16 protein-coding genes are annotated in these 16,062 nt (G+C 39.2%); 3 read left to right on the top strand and 13 right to left on the bottom strand.

Annotation, left to right across the window (positions count from 1 at the left end):
- Positions 1-358: 358 nt before the first annotated feature.
- Positions 359-928 carry an FxsA family protein gene (locus PYV58_RS08705; protein WP_034616867.1) on the bottom strand — a complete coding sequence of 190 codons (570 nt, stop codon included), beginning with the start codon at positions 926-928 and terminating at the stop codon, positions 359-361.
- Between the two features lie 311 nt (positions 929-1,239).
- Here PYV58_RS08705 and ruvC point away from each other — a divergent pair, with 311 nt between their 5' ends.
- On the top strand, positions 1,240-1,785 hold the full coding sequence (gene ruvC / locus PYV58_RS08700; protein ID WP_004719459.1) for a crossover junction endodeoxyribonuclease RuvC: 546 nt from the start codon (positions 1,240-1,242) through the stop codon (positions 1,783-1,785).
- 130 nt (positions 1,786-1,915) lie between these two features.
- Here ruvC and PYV58_RS08695 read toward each other — a convergent pair whose 3' ends face one another.
- The 4 genes from PYV58_RS08695 to PYV58_RS08680 form a co-directional block, all read right to left on the bottom strand.
- The gene (locus tag PYV58_RS08695) at positions 1,916-2,257 is read right to left on the bottom strand and encodes a hypothetical protein (protein WP_004719458.1); all 342 of its coding nucleotides are present in this window, start codon (positions 2,255-2,257) and stop codon (positions 1,916-1,918) included.
- Complete coding sequence (locus tag PYV58_RS08690; protein WP_227504272.1) at positions 2,250-2,879, bottom strand: hypothetical protein; 630 nt, start codon at positions 2,877-2,879, stop codon at positions 2,250-2,252. The genes PYV58_RS08695 and PYV58_RS08690 overlap by 8 nt, the downstream gene beginning before the upstream one ends.
- 304 nt (positions 2,880-3,183) lie before the next feature.
- On the bottom strand, positions 3,184-3,456 hold the full coding sequence (locus PYV58_RS08685; protein WP_034616870.1) for an acylphosphatase: 273 nt from the start codon (positions 3,454-3,456) through the stop codon (positions 3,184-3,186).
- Between the two features lie 7 nt (positions 3,457-3,463).
- Positions 3,464-4,939 carry a bifunctional ADP-dependent NAD(P)H-hydrate dehydratase/NAD(P)H-hydrate epimerase gene (locus PYV58_RS08680; RefSeq protein ID WP_034616873.1) on the bottom strand — a complete coding sequence of 492 codons (1,476 nt, stop codon included), beginning with the start codon at positions 4,937-4,939 and terminating at the stop codon, positions 3,464-3,466.
- Positions 4,940-4,985: 46 nt separating this feature from the next.
- Here PYV58_RS08680 and queG point away from each other — a divergent pair, with 46 nt between their 5' ends.
- The gene (gene queG, locus PYV58_RS08675; RefSeq protein ID WP_034616876.1) at positions 4,986-6,095 is read left to right on the top strand and encodes a tRNA epoxyqueuosine(34) reductase QueG; all 1,110 of its coding nucleotides are present in this window, start codon (positions 4,986-4,988) and stop codon (positions 6,093-6,095) included.
- Between the two features lie 290 nt (positions 6,096-6,385).
- On the top strand, positions 6,386-7,375 hold the full coding sequence (gene bioB, locus PYV58_RS08670; protein WP_004719449.1) for a biotin synthase BioB: 990 nt from the start codon (positions 6,386-6,388) through the stop codon (positions 7,373-7,375).
- 111 nt (positions 7,376-7,486) lie between these two features.
- Here the strand turns inward: bioB and PYV58_RS08665 are convergent, their stop codons facing one another.
- The 8 genes from PYV58_RS08665 to PYV58_RS08630 all read right to left on the bottom strand — a co-directional run bounded on the left by PYV58_RS08665 (position 7,487) and on the right by PYV58_RS08630 (position 16,005).
- A complete protein-coding gene (locus tag PYV58_RS08665; RefSeq protein WP_275059800.1) occupies positions 7,487-9,379 on the bottom strand; it encodes a M48 family metalloprotease in 1,893 nt (630 codons plus the stop codon).
- An 85-nt stretch (positions 9,380-9,464) separates the two neighbouring features.
- Positions 9,465-11,009 (bottom strand): amidophosphoribosyltransferase, encoded by a 1,545-nt coding sequence (purF, locus tag PYV58_RS08660; RefSeq protein ID WP_004719445.1) that lies wholly within the window; start codon positions 11,007-11,009, stop codon positions 9,465-9,467.
- Between the two features lie 24 nt (positions 11,010-11,033).
- Positions 11,034-11,627, bottom strand: coding sequence for a CvpA family protein (locus PYV58_RS08655; protein ID WP_004719444.1), 594 nt, complete (start codon positions 11,625-11,627; stop codon positions 11,034-11,036).
- Between the two features lie 3 nt (positions 11,628-11,630).
- Positions 11,631-12,635, bottom strand: coding sequence for a quinone-dependent dihydroorotate dehydrogenase (locus PYV58_RS08650; RefSeq protein ID WP_004719442.1), 1,005 nt, complete (start codon positions 12,633-12,635; stop codon positions 11,631-11,633).
- 89 nt (positions 12,636-12,724) lie between these two features.
- On the bottom strand, positions 12,725-13,204 hold the full coding sequence (gspM, locus tag PYV58_RS08645; protein ID WP_034616883.1) for a type II secretion system protein GspM: 480 nt from the start codon (positions 13,202-13,204) through the stop codon (positions 12,725-12,727).
- On the bottom strand, positions 13,204-14,346 hold the full coding sequence (gene gspL, locus PYV58_RS08640) for a type II secretion system protein GspL (RefSeq protein WP_275059799.1): 1,143 nt from the start codon (positions 14,344-14,346) through the stop codon (positions 13,204-13,206). Before gspL ends, gspM begins: the two co-directional genes overlap by 1 nt.
- A 38-nt stretch (positions 14,347-14,384) precedes the next feature.
- Entirely contained in the window at positions 14,385-14,840 is a 456-nt protein-coding gene (locus tag PYV58_RS08635) for a phosphoglycerate mutase family protein (protein ID WP_004822364.1), read from the bottom strand.
- A 91-nt stretch (positions 14,841-14,931) separates the two neighbouring features.
- On the bottom strand, positions 14,932-16,005 hold the full coding sequence (locus PYV58_RS08630) for an NAD(P)H-dependent glycerol-3-phosphate dehydrogenase (RefSeq protein WP_034616890.1): 1,074 nt from the start codon (positions 16,003-16,005) through the stop codon (positions 14,932-14,934).
- Positions 16,006-16,062: the final 57 nt, after the last annotated feature.

Raw genomic sequence — 16,062 nt, 5'->3', positions numbered from 1 at the left:
TGTTTAAGAAATTATGCTTGCTTTAGGGTTTGTTGACATTTCATAAATGGCTTGCGTTGTAGGTTAAAATTGAGCAGGCAAGGCAGGAAACGAAGAGAATAGTGAGACTATTTTCGAGTTTCATAACGAAGGCTGAGATAATTTTAGCCACAACCCTTCGGGACTAGCGTGTTTTTTGCCGCTACTTTGTTACGAACTACTTATTTAGAATGACTAAATTTCGTATTTCGTGCCTAGTATCGCCTAAAAAACACTCGTAGTCGCAAACGTAGACGAATTGTCAACAGACCCTATGATTTCAGACATAAAAAAGCCGAATCATTGATTCGGCGTTCTATTCAATATCGTAGACTGTATTTTATTTTTTATTTACATCTTTCAATTCAATTTGTTTATGCTGCGGTTCAACTTCATGCGCCTCACCATCAATAATGGTTGAATCACGATATTGCCCACCAGATTGCTGGTTTTGCATATCCTGCATTTGACGCATCAAATCTGCAAATGGGTTTTGACCTTGAGCACCACCCATGTCCCCCATTCCACCCATCATATTGTTCATCATGGCTTGTTGCTTTTTCGCCATATATTTCATACCTGCATTTTTAATTGCATTCTGTACAGGTGGAAGAATAACCAGTAACGCCAAGACATCGGTGATTAAACCTGGAATCATCAACAAAATGCCCGCAAATGCTGTCGCCATTTTTTTGGCAATTGCAGGATCATTTCCCATCATTCCTGTCATTTGCATTTGTTGTAATTGCGGCATAATTGTTGCGGTACTTGAACGCAACAAGTTTAAACCAATTACAAAAGCAATGATAAACCAGAAAAATACGTACCAACCGCTAATGAATTGAGCCACACCAATCCATACAGCAATTTCAAGAATCGTACCAATTAAAATAATAGGAAAAAGTTTCATCGAAACAAGGCATCTCAAAGATAAATTAAAAGTGAGCTTGAAAATTCACATATAAAAACAATGAATTTCGTTGCTTCTATCATTTATATGGGCAGTTAAAAATTTTTAAAGGGTAATTTTGTGTTCTGACAACGATTTTATGTATTTGTGCGATTTATTGACTAAGATTTTATAAATAATGAGCACCCTAGCGTTGTGCTTAAGGGAAATAATACTGTTGTGTACTTTGATTATACAACTAAGTTAAAATTTTACTTACAATTCATTTTTAGAATCATATAATTGAAGCAAGACTTACGATAAGCAGTATTATGCCCTTAATTATTGGAATTGACCCCGGTTCACGCTTAACAGGTTATGGCATCATTGAAAAAGATGGTCAAAAACTTACTTTTGTTGATGCTGGTACAATTCGCACTGAAACAACAGAAATGCCTGAGCGACTCAAACGAATTTTTGCTGGAGTTGAACGTATTGTTCAGTTTCATGGTCCTACAGAAGCTGCTGTAGAGCAAGTATTTATGGCACAAAACCCTGATTCCGCTTTAAAACTTGGACAAGCGCGTGGCGCGGCAATTGCAGCATTGGTCAATTTAGACTTACAAGTTGCAGAATATACGGCCCGTCAAATTAAACAATCTGTTGTGGGCTATGGTGCTGCAGACAAAGAACAAGTTCAGATGATGGTAATGAAGTTACTTAACTTATCAATCCAACCCCAACAAGATGCTGCCGATGCACTCGCTGCAGCAATTTGCCATGCCCATGCTTCTGGCAGTATGAGCAAATTAGCTGTACTGAATGCTTTAGGCGGTATGGCTCGTGGGCGGAGTCGCAATAGTAGTCGTCGACGTTAATTTATATACCACCAAAACGCCCCACTCTACCCATGTCAAAGTCTAGGCTATCGCAATCATCAACAAGTTATCGCTATCACCAAGATGATCTGAAAGGTTTTTTATTTAACTTGAGATGGTAGAGCCCATCTCAAGTTAAATAAGGCAAAGTATCTTTTCGAATCTCACGAATGCTGGGTTGCTTCGTATAGGTTGCAATTAACATTTTTCCAGAAGTTCTTAGATTTTTCTTCTGTTCAGAATCAACACGAATCAATACCAACTCTTCAGGGATACGTGGATTACTCCCTTCTCGACAAATTATGAAATTTTGATTCCGTTCAAGAATGGTATAATTTGGAAATTCCTTTTGTAACTTTGCTTTGAATGACAAAGACTTATCTTCTTTTTTTCCACTATCGAGTTGGGTATAAATGATCAATACCAAACACGCAGCAAATACAATTCCAACAACTAAATATTTATCAATCATGTAATTTCACTCGAATATACTTCTGCTGTTTTTCATTATACTGATAAACATGGGTTTCATTTATAGGCACAATTTTAGCGATATCACCAACATAGATTTGTTGCGTACCAGAATAGTGAATTTCAATATCGTACAAACCATCATGCTCAGTGCTTAAAAAGCGATAATCAGCTTGTGTATTGTAGATTTTATCACTTCCTGTCACTTCATTGTCATTCCCAATTTCTGCAACTTCCAATTTGACCATTACAGGGTTTTCATCAAATGGGATGATATAGAGCGTGCTCGTTGAATAGCCTTGTCGACTATACGCTTGTTCTTCGACATAGCCTTTTATTCGCGGACCAATTTTTCGAATATTTTTAACTATATTTTCAGTCGGATAAGGCAAATAATTAAAATCTGCATTCATCCAACTATTTTCATCCTGACTCTGGCTCACTAACTCAAATTGACCTAAAGCATTTTTCTTAAATAGGTAGATTTTAGTAAATGTTGCGCATACACCACAAAAGTTTAGTAATTCATTATTTTTATCTATCGAAACTTCTGTTGTACTTATAAGATAGCGCAACTCATTTTGAGCATTTTGATAAGCACTCGCTGGACTAAATACAATCACAGCATCATCACGATCGAAGACATGGCTATATTCGGCATTTTTAATCCCGACATACTGTATATTGCTCTGATCTAATTGAGGGATTTTGACATATTGGATCTGCTGTTGATAAAAGATTTCATCACAGTTTTAAAGTCCAAATCTTTTAAAGCAATCTTATTCTTATTCGTCACAGCGTCTACTGGTTGTGCGACAAGCTCAGTATGAATACCGCACATCAAAATACAGCTTAATAAAATTTTGTTGATCATCATAGGTAATATTGATTTATATCAGTATGTGGTTGCTATTCTAAATGATCTCTTTAACGAATCATCTTAAAATCCGTATAGTCTAAATCATGATTCAGGTTTTGTTGTTCAATGCTGCTCACATCAGCACGTAAAGGCCCAACATAGCAATGACGAATCAAACTTAAAATCGCTTGTTCATCTCCGACCACAACAGCTTCAACCTCGCCTGTAGTTAGATTTTTCACATAGCCTTTTAAATCCAATTGTAAGGCTTCTTTTTCAAACCAACGACGATAGCCTACAGCTTGAACTTTACCTCGAATTAACAATTTAACCGCTTTCATCGCATACTCACTCCTGACAATGATTGACCACATAGTACACAGCATCGCGCATTTGCTGGGCCTGTAAACCACGCATACCGTTTTTTGCGAGCCTATCACCTGCCAAAGCATGTAAGGTGACAATTTCATGTAAGTGAATATTTTCATCAAATTGTGCTTTTAAACTGGCAATCATTCCTGCAAGAACATCTCCCATTCCACCAGTGCCCATGCCTGCATTCCCCGCAGTACAGATCCATAGATGCTTTTCTAAAATCAAACTTCCAGAACCTTTAAGTACCCATTGTCCTGAATATTTTTGCTGAAGTTTTTGAATCGCAGCAATACGATCATTTTCAATCTCTGCCACTGAGCAATTTAATAATTTAGCAGCCTCACCTGGATGAGGCGTCAGGTAAGTTCGTTGATTGAGTTGAACAGCTTGTTCAGCTAAAAACCATAAAGCATCAGCATCTAAAACCACTTGTAGCTGTGGGGTTAAATGAATGGGTGAAAACCATTTTGAAAATTGTTGTTTCGCCCAAGCATCACGCCCTAAACCCATTCCAAAACTGACAGCATCCACATGGCTTAATAAATTTTGAATATCCACATCAGTTAAAGCATTGATATCTCTTAGCATGATGTTAGGAGAGCGTGCCAGAATTGCTGTGTGATGCTTGGCATGACATACAATCGTGACTTTTCCTGCACCCGCACTAAATGCAGATTCAGCAGCTAACATGACTGCACCGCCCATCTCTGCATGCCCACCGACCACCAAAACATGCCCATAACTGCCTTTATGGCCGAACGCTTGGCGTTGTGGCAATTGAATCTGGGTAGGTGACAACTGTGCGACTGCTTTTAATTGTGGGTCTATTGGAACAATTGAAATGAGCTCAATTTGACCCGCATATTCTCGACCCTGCCCTGTAAACAAGCCCACTTTTAGGCCTAAAACAGTCAATGTTTGATCTGCTTTTACCGCAACAGGTAATGGCTGTCCAGTATTGGCATTTAAACCACTTGGAATATCGATGGCTACTTTTAAACCTGATTGGGCATTATAGTGTTGAATAATCGCTTGCAATGGATCGTCCAAATCACGGTTTAAACCAATACCAAACAGTGCATCAATATGACAATCAAAGCGCTTTTGGATATTAAAATGTGGATGGATTTTTATTTTATCTGTCTGTACTAATTCAATTGCCGCCTTTAACTGCTGAGAATGCCCTGCTTCAGTTGCAAATATTTCGACTTGATAACCGTATTGATGCAAATAATGAGCAACACAATAGCCATCACCAGCATTATTTCCTGCACCGCACCACAGCGCAACAGTGGTAATTGAGGGAGAAGCTTGTTGAAACAAAATATTTAAGCGTTGCGCAATCGACCAAGCCACCTGTTGCATTAAACCAAAAACGCTATTTTGCTGAGCAAACCAACGCGCTTCCCATGCTTGTATTTCACGGCTGTGATAAACTTGCTGATGCATCATTCTGTCCTTTTCTTCTCACTATTTTATAGCGCATTGATTCATTATGTCGGCAACTTTAACTTCGCAATCCATTCCCTTGCAACAGCTTGATCTTCAAGAACTAAAATCTTGGATCAAACAACAGGCTTTGCAACTGGGCTTTGCTGATTGTGTCATTGCTCGTCCTGATGCTCAAGCTGAATTACCACGATTTAAAGAATATTTAAAACGCGGATACCATGGCGATATGAAGTTTTTAGAAGAAAATTTAGAAAAAAGAGCGGATCCAACACTACTGGTTCCAGGCACAAAAAGTATCATCTGTGTACGAATGAATTATTTGGTGGAAACACCAAAACCGCGTTATGTACCAGATGAGCCCAATGCAGCAATTATTGCCCGTTATGCACGTGGACGTGACTATCATAAAATCATGCGTGGTCGGCTAAAAACCTTGGCAACCCTCATTAAAGAAAAAGTTGGTCCGTTTGAATCCCGCCCCTTTGCCGACTCAGCGCCGGTGTTTGAAAAATCATTGGCAGAAAGTGCGGGTATGGGATGGACTGGTAAACATACTTTATTGATTCATAAAAAATCGGGTTCTTTTTTTGTTTTAGGTGAATTATTTACTTCACTTGATTTGCCCTTTGATGAACCAGCAACGCATCATTGTGGTTCATGCTCAGCCTGTATCGATATTTGCCCAACTCAAGCGATTGTTGAGCCGTATATGCTGGATGCACGCAGATGTATCGCCTATTTAACCATCGAATATAAGGGAATCATTCCTGAAGAGTTAAGACGTGGTATTGGTAACCGTGTTTTTGGCTGTGATGACTGTCAACTGATTTGTCCTTGGAACAGTTTTGCCAAAAAAGCTTCGATTGAAGACTTTAACCCACGTCATGGCCTAGACGATATTAACTTATTGGATTTATGGCAATGGGATGAACAAACCTTCCTCAATTGTACTGAGGGTAGCCCCATCCGACGTACAGGCTTTCAAAGCTTTATGCGCAATATTGCAATTGGCTTAGGTAATGCACCGTATTCAGCCCAAATTATTTCAGCATTGACCCAAAATAGAGCCTTACATGATGAAGTTGTGCAAGTCCATATTGATTGGGCAATTACCGAGCAAAATGCTAAACAACACCAAATTTCAGCCCATTGATGCCCTTAAATTGTGCCGAGTGATAATTTTCAGATCGTTGCAAAGTTCGTAATTTTTGAATATTTTAATGACCAATACACTGAAGTTAATAAAAATTAAAGTTAAAATTTTGTGAGTAAATCACAAGGAATGTGGTTAACTTTGCAACTATATTTATAATTTTAGTTTTCTATACTCTTGATCTTTTTAATCGTAAGATACCATCGTATTTGGACTTTTTTGCCCTATGGAATTGGCATGAATTATGTATTATATACAGGGATAGATAATGATTATCATGGATTTAATTAATGACAGTACGTAATGACTGGGCTCGTGAAGAAATTCAAGCTTTATATGAACAGCCTTTTTTAGACTTAGTTTTCAAAGCACAGCAAACTCATCGTGAACACTTTGATGCCAATACCATTCAAGTCAGTACTTTACTTTCAATTAAAACTGGTAAGTGCCCTGAAGATTGCAAATATTGTTCGCAATCTGCACGCTATGATTCAAAATTAGAAGCTGAAAAACGTATTGCAGTTGACAAAGTGATCAGTGAAGCAAAAGAAGCCATTGAATCAGGTTCTTCGCGTTTTTGTATGGGTGCAGCATGGCGAAACCCACATGAGCGTGATATGCCTTATGTCCTCGAAATGGTCCGCGAAGTTAAAGCATTAGGTTTAGAAACCTGTATGACACTGGGTATGCTCAACCAATCACAAGCTGAACGTTTACATGCAGCAGGCCTAGATTATTACAATCATAACTTAGATACATCTCGTGAATACTATTCACATATCATCAGCACCCGTACTTTTGATGATCGCTTAGACACCTTGGATCATGTCCGTAATGCGGGGATGAAAGTCTGTAGTGGTGGTATTGTTGGATTGGGTGAAAATCGTAATGATCGTATTGGTTTATTACATGAATTAGCAACCCTGCCTGTTCATCCTGAATCTGTACCAATTAATATGCTTGTTCCAATTGAAGGCACACCACTTGCTGATGTTGAAAAACTTGATGTCACAGAATGGATTCGCACGATTGCGGTTGCGCGTATTATCATGCCACACAGCTATATCCGCCTCTCTGCTGGCCGTGAATCGCTCACTGACTCAGATCAAGCTTTAGCCTTTATGGCAGGTGCAAACTCGCTATTTAGTGGTGAAAAATTATTAACCACACCAAATGCTGGTGAAGGCAAAGACAAACAATTGTTTAATAAGCTAGGTCTAAAAGCAGAAAAAGCCAAGCCAACCGTGGCTGAGCTTTCTGTCGATGCGATGGCGAGTTAATTCAGCGTTTTTTCTAACACCGCTTAAGATCAAGTGGTGTTAGCATTTCCCAGTTAATTCTTTTTATTATCATTGCTATGATGGCTTTATCTACAACTCACTTTACCCTTGTTAAATAATCATCACACTGTTCTTTTTCTGCATTTGATCTACGATATCGTCTGTGGCAAAGCCAAGTCGCCAATACAGCAATTGCAGTACATCTAATTCATCTTGGGTAATAATTCGATCATTCCACAAACAAATTTCAGCCACACCCAAAATACTTAGGCGATCACGTAATAATAACCCTGCAATATCATTTAAGATTTCACCCAAATCAATAGGTTCATCTGAGATTTCTTCAAACAGTTCTAACTCATCCTTAGACAAAACCCGTTCTAAAATCTCATAACGTACATCAAACTGATTGGCACTGTTAATTTGCTGTACATGCAGCAAGGCATCAATCAAGCGCACAATTTGTGGTTTAACCGTTTCCAAGGATGACGGTGTATGCATCGGCAACAAATGCAATTCAGCCTTTACACGCTCAATCAGCAATGCATCCAACAAACCAATCTCGCCATCTTCTTGAATAATTTTCGCTAGCTTGGTGACGAATTGACGTGCACTGGTCGCAGGCATATTACCAAGGTTTTCACAGGCATCATGGAAAATTTGAATATGTACCCGGCCATCTAAATTTAAAAGTGAGTCAATAATGGCACGACTTACCTCCGCGTCAGACGGAATAAACTCGCGATACTGTCGAATCATTAAGATGGCGACCATCACCTCACGAGAACCCGTTGCAGTTTGCATAGCGCGCTGAATCAAGTCAGAACGTTCAATTTGACGGCGTACTTCTGGATTTAAAGGTTTAATTGCATCGTTTAAAGCAAAACTAATTGGAGATAAGCGTAATAAAGGTAAAGGCTGTGGAGATACCCACGGGTTATAAACATCCCCTGTTGATTCTTCCAAAGGACGCAACAAACTAAATAAAGGCTGACTACGTAATTTTTTTAAATTTTCCAGCTGTAGATCCTGTAACAGTGTTGGGTTTAACTCATAAATACGGTCTTCAATACTTGGATGGATATTTAACCAACTTTGCGGACTTAAGGAATTGGCAAAACACATATGCGCAATAGCTTCGGAAAACTCGCTATGAATTTGAGAACCTGCGTGATGCACATAGATACGTAATAAGGTTTGTACATTGGCATTGTTAAGCAACAATTTTTTAGTTTTATAATCGTTATAAAAAGTACGACCACCCAAAGTGAAATATTTAATCAAACGATTAATTAAAATCCCCATACTGCCGAGCAGCCAAATCACCCCACCCACTGCGACAAAGCTGGTTTCAAATTTATGCTGATTTCCCTTGGCGTTATAACGATTAAAGCCCTGTTTCGCAATTTTACTTCCCAACTGGCTAAAGGTAATTAAACCACTATATAAAATTTTAAGTCGGGTATTTTCACGTGCCTCACCGGATAGAATTTGATTAAACTCATGCCCCAATAAACCATAAAGCTCTAATTCATCCAGATTCTGTAATGCGCCCCAGGTCAGAATAATCACCGTATCTCTTGGATGAAACCCAGCAGTTAAAGCATTGACCCCGACTTCATCTGGCAATACATACAATGTAGGTGCATCAATCTCAAAAGTCTCTGCAAATTTATCTGCGAGTTTTAAGGCCACACTTTCTTCTGGAGTGCTTTCAATTTGACTTAAACGACGAGCTTTTAATTGCTTTGCAAGTGAGTGACCACCTGTACGGAACACATAAAATTCATATGCGATTGACCAACCAATGATGACGATGATCAAACCAACACAGTAAGGGCTGAGAATATTCCACCAGATCTCTTGATCTGGATCCACATAGTGAACCAGCAGCCCTAAAACAGTATTTAGAATAAAAATGGTCAAAATGACCGCAAGTAAGCAAATACTTGCAGACCACAACATATTCTTGTTTTTTATCAAATAATGACTGACATCTTTCAATGTAAAATTCCTCATTACATTGCAAAATACTATAAATGAAAAAAGCGGGAACTTCCCGCTTTTTCTCAATGTAAATCAAAGTTGCTTACATTTCTTCTTTGATACCGCTTAAATCCACAGATGCTGCATCGATATTGACATCAATATAACCATCTTTTTCTTTTTTCGCAGTATCACTACGACTTTGCTCAAGATCAGTTAAATATTGCTCATCAATATCACCTGTGACATAAACACCGTCAAATACTGAACAATCAAAATCCTGAATAACAGGTACTTTACTGGTTCTTACTGCCGCTTTTAAATCATCCAAGTCTTGGAAGATTAAACGATCAGCGCCAATAATCTCCTGAATTTCTTCAACACTACGATGTGAAGCAATCAACTCTGCTTTTGCTGGCATATCAATACCATACACATTTGGATATTTCACCATCGGTGCAGCAGAGGCAAAATAGACTTTTTTCGCACCCGCATCACGTGCCATTTGAATGATTTCATTACAAGTGGTACCACGTACAATCGAATCATCAACTAACAAAACGTTCTTGCCTTTAAACTCAAGCTCTACAGGGTTGAGTTTTTGACGAACAGATTTGGTACGTTGTTGCTGACCCGGCATAATAAAGGTACGACCGATATAACGGTTTTTCATGAAACCTTCACGGAATTTCACACCCAACATATTCGCCAATTCTAAAGCAGAAGTACGGCTCGTATCTGGAATTGGAATCACCACGTCGATGTCATGCATATCCCCCCATTCACGAAGAATTTTCTTCGCAAGGGTTTCACCCATTTTCAAGCGTGCTTTATATACCGAAATACCATCAATAGTTGCATCTGGACGCGCAAAATAGACATATTCAAAAATACATGGGCGGTAACGTGAATTTGCCGCACACTGTTGTGAAAAGAACTCACCTTTTGAATTGATAAAGATCGCTTCACCAGGCTCAATATCACGTTCTACTTTAAAACCTAACGCGGTAATCGCAACAGATTCAGAAGCGATAATATATTCTGTTTCACCATTTTCAGTTAAACGCGAACCATAGATCAGTGGACGAATACCATTCGGATCACGAAAACCTACGATACCATGCCCTGTGATCATTGCAACAACGCCATAAGCACCTTTACAACGCTCATGTACACGTTTAACTGTATGAAAAATATCTTCAGGCATTGGCGTTAATGATGCACATTTTTGCAATTCATGAGCAAAAACGTTTAGCAATACTTCTGAGTCTGAGTCCGTATTCATATGACGTAAGTCAGTTTTGAATAAGTCATCGTGAATATCAGCCGCATTGGTTAAGTTACCATTATGCGCCAATGTAATCCCATAAGGTGAGTTTACATAGAAAGGCTGCGCTTCTGCACTACTTGAAGAACCAGCAGTTGGATAACGCACGTGACCAATACCATAGTTACCGAGTAATGCGCGCATGTGGCGTGTATGAAATACATCACGTACCATACCATTATCTTTTCTTAGAAAAAGACGTCCATTATGACAAGTCACAATCCCAGCCGCATCTTGCCCACGATGTTGTAACATCGTCAACGCATCAAATAACATTTGGTTTACAGGTGCTTTACCTGCTATACCAACGACTCCACACATAACTACCTCGCAGACCAGCTAGGACTAATAAAACGGATTCTTTGTCGAATGTGCTGATTTTTCATCGCTTTGAGTATCCGATGATCGATCAGCCTTAGTTACAGAAGTATCATCGGAACGATCTTCTGAATGTATATGATGTAATGCTTCATTTGCAGCATCTTTAGAGATTTCAGATGCCAAAGGTGCAAATGGTAACAGCGTCTGAATGAATTTGGATTGTTTCCATGTTGGAGAACTTTCAACCCACGGCCCTAAACCTTGCATAGTAATGAGGACGATGAACAAACCTTTCAAGGTCCCTAAAGCACTTCCAGCTAAACGATTTAACGGACCGAGTTTTAAAGTTTTTAAAATCTGATTGAGTAAGGCTGTGACAATCCATGTTAAAACAATAATGACCAAGACAATAAAAGCAAATGCAGCAATTTTCTGCACCACAGGATCCTGACTGAGTGCAGACATTGAAGGCGCGATGATATTGGCATATTTAGCACCGACAATCAGTGCAAAAATCCATCCTATCAAGTTCGCAAAGGCTTTCACGAATCCTTGTCGCAAACCGTTTAGCCCTCCAATGAGCAATAGAATCAGAATAATAATGTCTAAGGTATTCATATTTTAAATCATAGCGTCAACACAGTCTTTAATGAGTGTAGGACCTGTATAGATCATACCACTATAAATTTGGACTAAGCTTGCACCGGCTTGTTGTTTTGCAACAGCTTGTTCACCAGATAAAATTCCACCAACACCAATCAAAGGAATTTTACCTTGTAAAATTTTTGAAAAAGCCGCCAAACATGCCGTGCTCTTTTCAAATACGGGCGCACCTGATAAACCACCCGCTTCATCACCAAATGGCAAACCTTCAACCCCCTCACGGGATAATGTTGTATTGGTCACGATCAATCCATCAATTTTAAACTGCAACAATTGTGATGCAATAAATTCAATATCTGAAGCTTCTAGATCTGGTGCAACTTTCAACACTAACGGAACATAGTGTTGCAACTCTTCTGCCAACTCTAACTGACGTTTTTTGAGTGTTTCCAAAAGTTCAGTGAGCGCATGGCCACTTTGTAAAGAACGTAAATTCTTGGTGTTTGGAGATGAGATATTAACAGTAATATAAGATGCGTAGTTATAAACTTTTTCAAGACAAACTAAATAATCGGAAACTGCATCTTCAACTGGTGTTGTGGCATTTTTACCAATATTGATACCAAGAATGCCTTTAAATTTTGCGGCTTTAACATTCTCAACCAATTGATCCACGCCATCATTATTAAACCCCATACGGTTAATAATTGCTTTGGCTTGGGGAATACGGAAAAGGCGTGGCTTGGGATTGCCCTCTTGTGGCTTAGGCGTAATGGTTCCAATTTCAATAAAACCAAATCCTAAACCCGCTAAGGCATCGATATAAGCGCCATTTTTATCCAGTCCTGCTGCTAAACCAACTGGATTTGGAAACTCAATTCCCATGCAAGTGACTGGTTTGGCAGCAACAGTTTGACGAATCGCCCCCATTTTATGGGCAGATTTAAGCATGGATAATGTGAGTTCATGTGCACGCTCTGGTGCTAAAGAAAACAACAAAGGGCGAGCAAGTGAATACATCATAGCTACAAAAGTCTACTGCTTTTTAAGTTGCCATATTATAGGCACAGTATGTTGAAAAGGCTATGCTTGAACTGTGTTTATTTTCACTACTACTGTACCGTCGCTGTTAATTTAATCTGCCCACCTTCTTTGGCTAACTCCATCTTTTCCAAACTCACACCCATTTGGGCAATTTGGGTTAAAAAGTTAGCTAAAACGGCATAGTTTTGATGTTGTGCAATAATCTGAAATTGCTCACCCACTTGCTGCGAGGTAACCGAAAGCCCTTGTTGTTGAGCCACACGCTGAATTTTATCCGCAGTAGTTAATGCCAAATCATCTGCGGGCTTCATGGCCACCACATTACTTTGCATCCACACCACAAGATCTTTCATCTGATTTAAACGTGCTTGTTGTTTTTCGGCAGCTTTATGGGTGTACCACAACGCCGCCCCCACAATTGCCACAATGACAAAAATCGTAGTAAAAATAACCATGACACGTTCACGTGGAGATATTTTTTCTAAATTCTCTGCGATTTTCTCAGACCATATATCCAGTCGATTTTGTACATTTTCCATTGTTTTCATTATTGTATCTTCACCAAACCAACGACAGATGCACCTTGCGTCTGAACATTGCCTAATTCTGCTTTAAAGCCCTGTTGATTCAGTTGCGTCACCAAGGTTTGTAAGCCTTCAGCATTTTTCGCCACCAGATCCATATTTAACACAGCTGTATCATAATTCACACGACTGGCAATAATCTGATGCTGCATCAAAATTGGCCCCACACGGCTGAGTAATTGTAAGGCTTGGGTATTTGCACTCTGACTCAGTGCCAATTTATTTTTAAACTGACGTTCTACAGACTCTTCTGTAATCCGTTGCTCATTTGGAAACCATTTTTTGTACTGATCCACTGCAATCAAAGCAGTTTGATCCGCAACTTTCTTCAGTTTAATCCAACGCAAAGCATCGTAACTCAATTGCGCAATGATCAAAACAACCACCAAAACTGCACAGGCTTGCCAATAACGAGAAACGCCTTGATTGGCTTGCTTGGCTTTTGGCAATACATTATAAGGATGTAGTTTCGGTTTTTTGATTTCACTAAATTGATAATCAAAAGGCTCACACTGATCCGCTGTAGCAATCGCAAATAAGCTGACCGCTTGCTCATCTGTAAATCCGCTATATAAATAGCTTTTCTCTCGATCAGCGAAATCCAAATATACATTCAGATCATCAATCGAATTACCCAGAAACTCACTTTCTCGAACCAATAATTGCCCGTTAACATTGGCCAAAATCGTCTGTCCGACTTCTGGTACAGGCAGCATCAAAAAGTCAGGTAATAAAGAGACAATTTTTAACGGAATCAATGACAAGGAATGCTGCATTGTGGTGACAGCATATTGATGAATCCCCAATATTGAAACCTGATCGGGTTGTTGAAAGTGTGAAAACACTTTCATCTGATCAATCGGCAAAATCACATATTCTTCTAATAAATATTTGACACCATCTACACCCAATTGTTTATATTGAGTTTTACTGAATTTCTGTTGAAGAATTTGCACTTCACGACTTGGGAAGAAAACCACAGCTTCTTCACCTTGGTAAAGTTTAATATCTTGTATTAATTGTTCTAGGCTCGAAGATTTAGTCCAATCACTTCCTCGAGACCACTGCCAAACCCCATTGGCTTCAGGCATCCATAAGTACAACATTTATCGTTTTCTGCCGTTAAGTTCTTTTAACAATGCTTTTATACAGTTGGAATAAAGGCTTTATCTTGTGTAGATAGACCATTTGCAATCACAGTTTGCTCATAAATACGAGCCTCTGCCAAGGCAAAAGGATTAAAATGTTCATGTGTCAGTTGTTCTGCAATATGTGCCACAACATTCATATGACATACCACCACAATACGTTCAAATGGCAATTGTGACAACCATTCGATTGCTAATTTTGCATCATCATCTGGCTTTATTTTGTCACAGACCAATACAGATATATTCGGGAAGTACGTCTGTATGTGCGCCAATGTTTCTTGTGCTCTTAATAAAGTGCTGACAACAAATACATCCGGCTGCACGATTTCTTTTAAAAAATTAGCCGTTTGTTGTGCTTGTAAATGCCCACGTTGTGTTAAAGGCCGTTTACTGTCCACCCCATTGACGGGTGGAGCTGCTTCACCATGACGCACCAAAGTCAGTTGCATAAGATTTCCTTTTTAATACTGCACTGATTATAACGAGGCTTTGTTACAAATCCATCTCTAAAGTTTTGAATATTGTGCCAACAACACACGATTAAACTTCGTTATGCGGAAGCACAAACTCTACATCACTACGATGCCCATTCTTCATCAAAGAAACGGCAATATTCAGTGGTGGCGCACCTTCAAAAATAACTTCATACAATGCAGTGGTAATTGGCATATAGACATCCAACTCCTTTGCACGCGCATTGACTTGTACAATGGTGTTGATCCCTTCAGCGGTTTGTCCCAATTCAGAGGTTGCTTGTTCCAGTGTCTTTCCAGAACCCAAGGCAAAACCAACTTGATAATTTCGGCTCAACGGGCTGTTACAGGTTGCAAAAAGATCACCCACACCAGACAAACCTAAGAACGTTAAAGGATTTGCCCCCAATTTAACTGCAAAACGACTCATTTCAGCCAAAGCACGGGTTAAAATCATACTCTTGGTATTTTCACCAACTTTATAAGCCGCGGCCATTCCCATTGCAACAGCATAAATATTTTTAAGTGCTCCACCCAATTCGACACCATGTACATCATCACTGCCAAACACTCGAAACAAGGCACTATGCAGTGCTTGTTGTACGGCATAACGTACTAATTCACTATCACTGGCAATCACTGTACCCGCAGGTTGTCCTGCAACAATTTCTTTGGCTAAATTAGGTCCTGAAAGAACACCATAAGGGACTTCAGGAAGCTCTTCCCGAATGATGTCACTCATAAAGCTAAAGGTTTTTGCTTCGATGCCTTTGGTTAATGAAACAACGGCTTGTGCACTAATAAAAGGTTTAATTTGACGTAGAACATCACGAAAAGAATGGCTTGGAATTGCCACCAGAATAATATCGCGATCACGCACTGCATCTTCTAAATTTGACTCAGCACGTAAACCCGCCTCCAATTGAAAATCAGGTAAATAGCGTTTATTGACATGAGTCGCATTAATTTCAGCTGCGATATTTTCATCGCGAATCCAAATCATGGTGTCACAACCATTACGTACTGCTGTATTTGCCATTGCAGTACCGAAACTACCACCACCCAGTACAGTCACACGCAACGCTGTTTTCTGACCCAATACAATAGGTTCAACTAAATCTTTAAATTGTAAATCCGACATTTATTGTTATCCTAAAATGCTTATCCTAATAACCCAATGATTTTTCGACCTGAAAAT

It is taken from the genome of Acinetobacter sp. TAC-1 (genome assembly GCF_029025845.1).
In the GTDB taxonomy this organism is placed as follows: Bacteria; Pseudomonadota; Gammaproteobacteria; order Pseudomonadales; family Moraxellaceae; genus Acinetobacter; species Acinetobacter guillouiae.
Note: the sequence above shows the minus strand (reverse complement) of the source record. Positions and strands in the feature narration are given on the sequence as shown.

Bases quoted from the DNA above. Each gene is read 5' to 3' on its own strand.
- gspM (WP_034616883.1), bottom strand. From the start codon at position 13,204: ATGAAAACAATGGAAAATGTACAAAATCGACTGGATATATGGTCTGAG.
- PYV58_RS08650 (WP_004719442.1), bottom strand. From the start codon at position 12,635: ATGATGTATTCACTTGCTCGCCCTTTGTTGTTTTCTTTAGCACCAGAG.
- queG (WP_034616876.1), top strand. From the start codon at position 4,986: ATGTCGGCAACTTTAACTTCGCAATCCATTCCCTTGCAACAGCTTGAT.
- bioB (WP_004719449.1), top strand. From the start codon at position 6,386: ATGACAGTACGTAATGACTGGGCTCGTGAAGAAATTCAAGCTTTATAT.
- purF (WP_004719445.1), bottom strand. From the start codon at position 11,009: ATGTGTGGAGTCGTTGGTATAGCAGGTAAAGCACCTGTAAACCAAATG.
- gspL (WP_275059799.1), bottom strand. From the start codon at position 14,346: ATGTTGTACTTATGGATGCCTGAAGCCAATGGGGTTTGGCAGTGGTCT.
- PYV58_RS08705 (WP_034616867.1), bottom strand. From the start codon at position 928: ATGAAACTTTTTCCTATTATTTTAATTGGTACGATTCTTGAAATTGCT.
- PYV58_RS08635 (WP_004822364.1), bottom strand. From the start codon at position 14,840: ATGCAACTGACTTTGGTGCGTCATGGTGAAGCAGCTCCACCCGTCAAT.
- ruvC (WP_004719459.1), top strand. From the start codon at position 1,240: ATGCCCTTAATTATTGGAATTGACCCCGGTTCACGCTTAACAGGTTAT.
- PYV58_RS08695 (WP_004719458.1), bottom strand. From the start codon at position 2,257: ATGATTGATAAATATTTAGTTGTTGGAATTGTATTTGCTGCGTGTTTG.
- PYV58_RS08630 (WP_034616890.1), bottom strand. From the start codon at position 16,005: ATGTCGGATTTACAATTTAAAGATTTAGTTGAACCTATTGTATTGGGT.
- PYV58_RS08680 (WP_034616873.1), bottom strand. From the start codon at position 4,939: ATGCATCAGCAAGTTTATCACAGCCGTGAAATACAAGCATGGGAAGCG.
- PYV58_RS08655 (WP_004719444.1), bottom strand. From the start codon at position 11,627: ATGAATACCTTAGACATTATTATTCTGATTCTATTGCTCATTGGAGGG.
- PYV58_RS08685 (WP_034616870.1), bottom strand. From the start codon at position 3,456: ATGAAAGCGGTTAAATTGTTAATTCGAGGTAAAGTTCAAGCTGTAGGC.